The 3170-nt window shown below is 67.9% G+C and carries 3 protein-coding genes; all 3 read left to right on the forward strand.

What is annotated here, in order from left to right; genetic code table 11:
* Positions 1-68 precede the first annotated feature (68 nt).
* Positions 69-1409 (forward strand): branched-chain amino acid ABC transporter permease, encoded by a 1341-nt coding sequence (locus ACIPIA_RS13100; RefSeq protein WP_400510183.1) that lies wholly within the window; start codon positions 69-71, stop codon positions 1407-1409.
* Between the two features lie 40 nt (positions 1410-1449).
* Positions 1450-2694, forward strand: coding sequence for a threonine ammonia-lyase (locus tag ACIPIA_RS13105; protein WP_400510184.1), 1245 nt, complete (start codon positions 1450-1452; stop codon positions 2692-2694).
* 57 nt (positions 2695-2751) lie between these two features.
* A partial coding sequence (locus tag ACIPIA_RS13110; RefSeq protein ID WP_400510185.1) for an RDD family protein occupies positions 2752-3170 on the forward strand: 419 nt, incomplete at its 3' end.

Raw genomic sequence — 3170 nt, forward strand, 5'->3', positions numbered from 1 at the left:
AGCTCGACCTCTCCCAACATCCAAGCCGATGTTCCAAACGGCACGGGCAGGCGCTACCGTCATCCGGCATGCGCCCGCTCCTCCTGCCGATTCTGGCCATTGTCCTGCTCGCCCTCGCGGGCTGCGGCGCCGATTTCGACAGCGAGCAGATAAGGCTCTGCCGTCTTGCGATTCCACCGCTCAACCCGCCGAATGCCCGCATCGAGATCGAGCGTACCGCCAAGGGGCCGGTGCCGCGTGCTCTGAGGCTGTTCTACCGCGTCCAGCTCGGTGACGACCTCTCGCGCCATCGCAGCATCGACTGTCTGTTCGCCGGGGAGGGCAGCGGACCTCGCCGCGGCGCGCTGATCGGCATCGCCTCCGACGGACGGCCGATGGCCGATGCCAGCTTCTATCTGTTGCGGCGCTTCTATCTCGAAGACCGCGCCGAGCCCCCGCCTGATCCCGCTGCGCCCACCGTGGACGAGCTGCCGTCGCTCCCGCGCGGACTCGCCTACGGGTTGCAGCAAGGCCTGAGCGCCCTGCCCTCGGCGGCGATCTACAGCCTGCTGGCGGCGGCCTACGCGCTCGTCTACGGGCTCACGGGGCGGATCATCCTGAGCTTCGGCGAGTTCGCGGCGCTGGGTGCCCTCGCCTCCGTGGTCGGCGTCGCGCTGCTGCTCTCGCTCGCGATCTCGACGCCGTTGTCCGGGCTCGCCGTGGCGTTCTCCGTCGCTATCCTCGTCTGTGCCCTGCACGGGTTCGCCATGGGGCGTTTCGTGCTGCGCCATCTCGAACGCTCAAGCGGCCAGCAGATGCTGATCGCCACGATCGGGCTCGCGATCGCGATGTCCGAATACCTCAGGCTGGTGCAAGGACCGGAGCTGCGCTGGCTGCCGCCCGTGTTCAACACGCCGATCCCGCTGGCCCATGCCGGAAGCTTCATCCTCACACTGAACCCGCTGGGACTGGGGCTTGCGATCATCGGGCTAGGCGCTGCGCTCGGCCTGGTAGCCCTGATCCGGCGCACGGCCTATGGCCGGGCCTGGCGTGCCGTTTCCGACGACGCACGCACCGCGGCGCTTTTCGGTGTCGACCCCCGCGCGGTCCATGATGTCGCGGTCGTGCTCGCCTGCGCCGTCTGCGGCATGGCCGGCGTCATCGTAACGGCGATCTATGGCGGCATGGGCTTCGCCGGCGGCTTCTCCCTCGGCCTCAAGGCATTGGTCGCCGCCATTCTGGGCGGCATCGGCTCGGTCAGCGGTGCGGCACTGGGCGGTCTCTGCATCGCGATCTTCGAAGCCGTGTGGTCGGCGACGCTGCCGATCGAACAGCGCGATCTTGCGGTTTACTCGTTGCTGGCAATCGTTCTGATCTTGCGCCCGGGCGGCTTTTTCGGCGATGGCGATCTGACGCCAAGACAGGTCTGAGACGCAGCGCGGGCGACAGGATACCGGGATGGAGCGTACCATGAGCGAAATCTTCGCCATAACCCCCGACGATATCGACGCCGCGGCGAACCGGATCGAAGGGCACGTCCTGCGCACGCCGCTCGTTCCGGCGCCGCGCCTGTCGGAGCTGACCGGCGCGACCGTGCTGGTGAAGCACGAGAACATGCAGGCGACGGCGTCGTTCAAGGAGCGCGGCGCGGTCAACAAGCTGCTCACGCTCAGCGAGAGCGAGCGCGCACGCGGCGTGATCGCGATGTCGGCCGGCAACCATGCCCAGGCCGTTGCGTATCACGCGAAGCGCTTCGGCATCCCGGCCACGATCGTGATGCCCGAGACGACACCGCTCGTGAAGGTCGAGAACACGCGCGCCCATGGCGCGCATGTAGTGCTCCATGGCGAGACGCTTTTCGAGTCCAGCCAGAAGGCCCGCGAGCTCGCCGGCGCTCAGCAGCTCGTCTTCGTCCATCCCTATGACGATGCGGCAGTGATGGCAGGACAGGGCACGGTGGCGCGCGAAATGCTGGCCGACGAGCCGGACCTCGACGCGCTGATCATCCCGCTCGGCGGCGGCGGGCTGATGGCCGGCAACGCCGTTTCGGCCAAGGCGATCAAACCCGGGATCGAGTTGATCGGCGTCGAGGCAGACCTCTATCCTTCCTTCTTCAACGCCGTACACGCGCAGGACCGCCCGATCGGCGGGCCGACGCTGGCCGAGGGCATAGCGGTCAAGACGGTGGGGCAACTCACCCTGCCGATCGTCTCCAGCCTCGTCAGCGACATCGTCCTCGTCGGCGAGGACCTGATCGAGCGCGCCGTCAACGCCTATGCGAGCCTTCAGCACAGTCTCGCCGAAGGCGCGGGGGCGGCCGGGCTCGCCGCCATGCTGAAGGAACCGCAGCGCTATGCCGGGCGCAAGGTCGGGCTCGTGCTCTGCGGAGGCAACATCGATACGCGCCTGCTCGCCGCGATCATGGTGCGCGAGCTGGAGCGCGAAGACCGCATCGTCGCGTTCCGCCTCACCAGCAGCGACCGGCCGGGCCTGCTCGGCAAGATTGCCAGCCTTCTCGGCGACGAAGGCGCAAATATCCTCGAGGTCAGCCATGGCCGGCTCTTCCTCGACCTGCCGGCCAAGGGCGTCTCGCTCGACGTCACCGTCGAGACGCGCGGGGAGGCGCACTCGCGCGCGATCGAGGACGCCCTCGCGAAAAACGGTTTCGCACCCCGGCGAATCCTGCCGCGTGGCCTTGCGGAACCGGCACGCTGATCAAACATTATCGTCCGGGCGATGCATTCCGCACGCCGATGGAGGATTGAAGTCTCGATGAGCGACACCCGCTACAGCCAGCCGCCGATCACGGCTGTCGAACAGCGCCCCTACCAGAACGTCAGCGGCGTTCTCGGATCGCGCTTGTTCGCCTGGCTCGTCGATATCGTCGTGCTGTTCTTCCTAGGCTGGCTGGTCGTGTTCCTGCTGGCCTTGCTCGGCATCGTGACCTTCGGTGCCACCTGGCTGCTCATCCCGATCGCCACGGTCGCGACCGCGCTCGGCTACGCGGCGCTGACGATCGGTGGACGCCGCCGATCGACCTGGGGCATGCGCATCGCAGGCCTGCGCGTCGAGACCGTCAATGGCGGCCGGCCGGACGGCCTTGCGGCCGCCGTGCACGCGCTGCTGTTCTACGTGGCGGCCGGCACCTTTCTGCTCTGGCTTGTCGACGTCGCCTGCGGCTTTGCGCGCGA

The organism is Allobosea sp. CER48 (genome assembly GCF_044752385.1).
GTDB lineage: Bacteria > Pseudomonadota > Alphaproteobacteria > Rhizobiales > Beijerinckiaceae > Allobosea.

What these genes read in the sequence shown, in the direction of transcription:
- ACIPIA_RS13100 (WP_400510183.1), top strand. Translation starts at nt 69, where the DNA reads ATGCGCCCGCTCCTCCTGCCGATTCTGGCCATTGTCCTGCTCGCCCTC.
- ACIPIA_RS13105 (WP_400510184.1), top strand. Translation starts at nt 1,450, where the DNA reads ATGAGCGAAATCTTCGCCATAACCCCCGACGATATCGACGCCGCGGCG.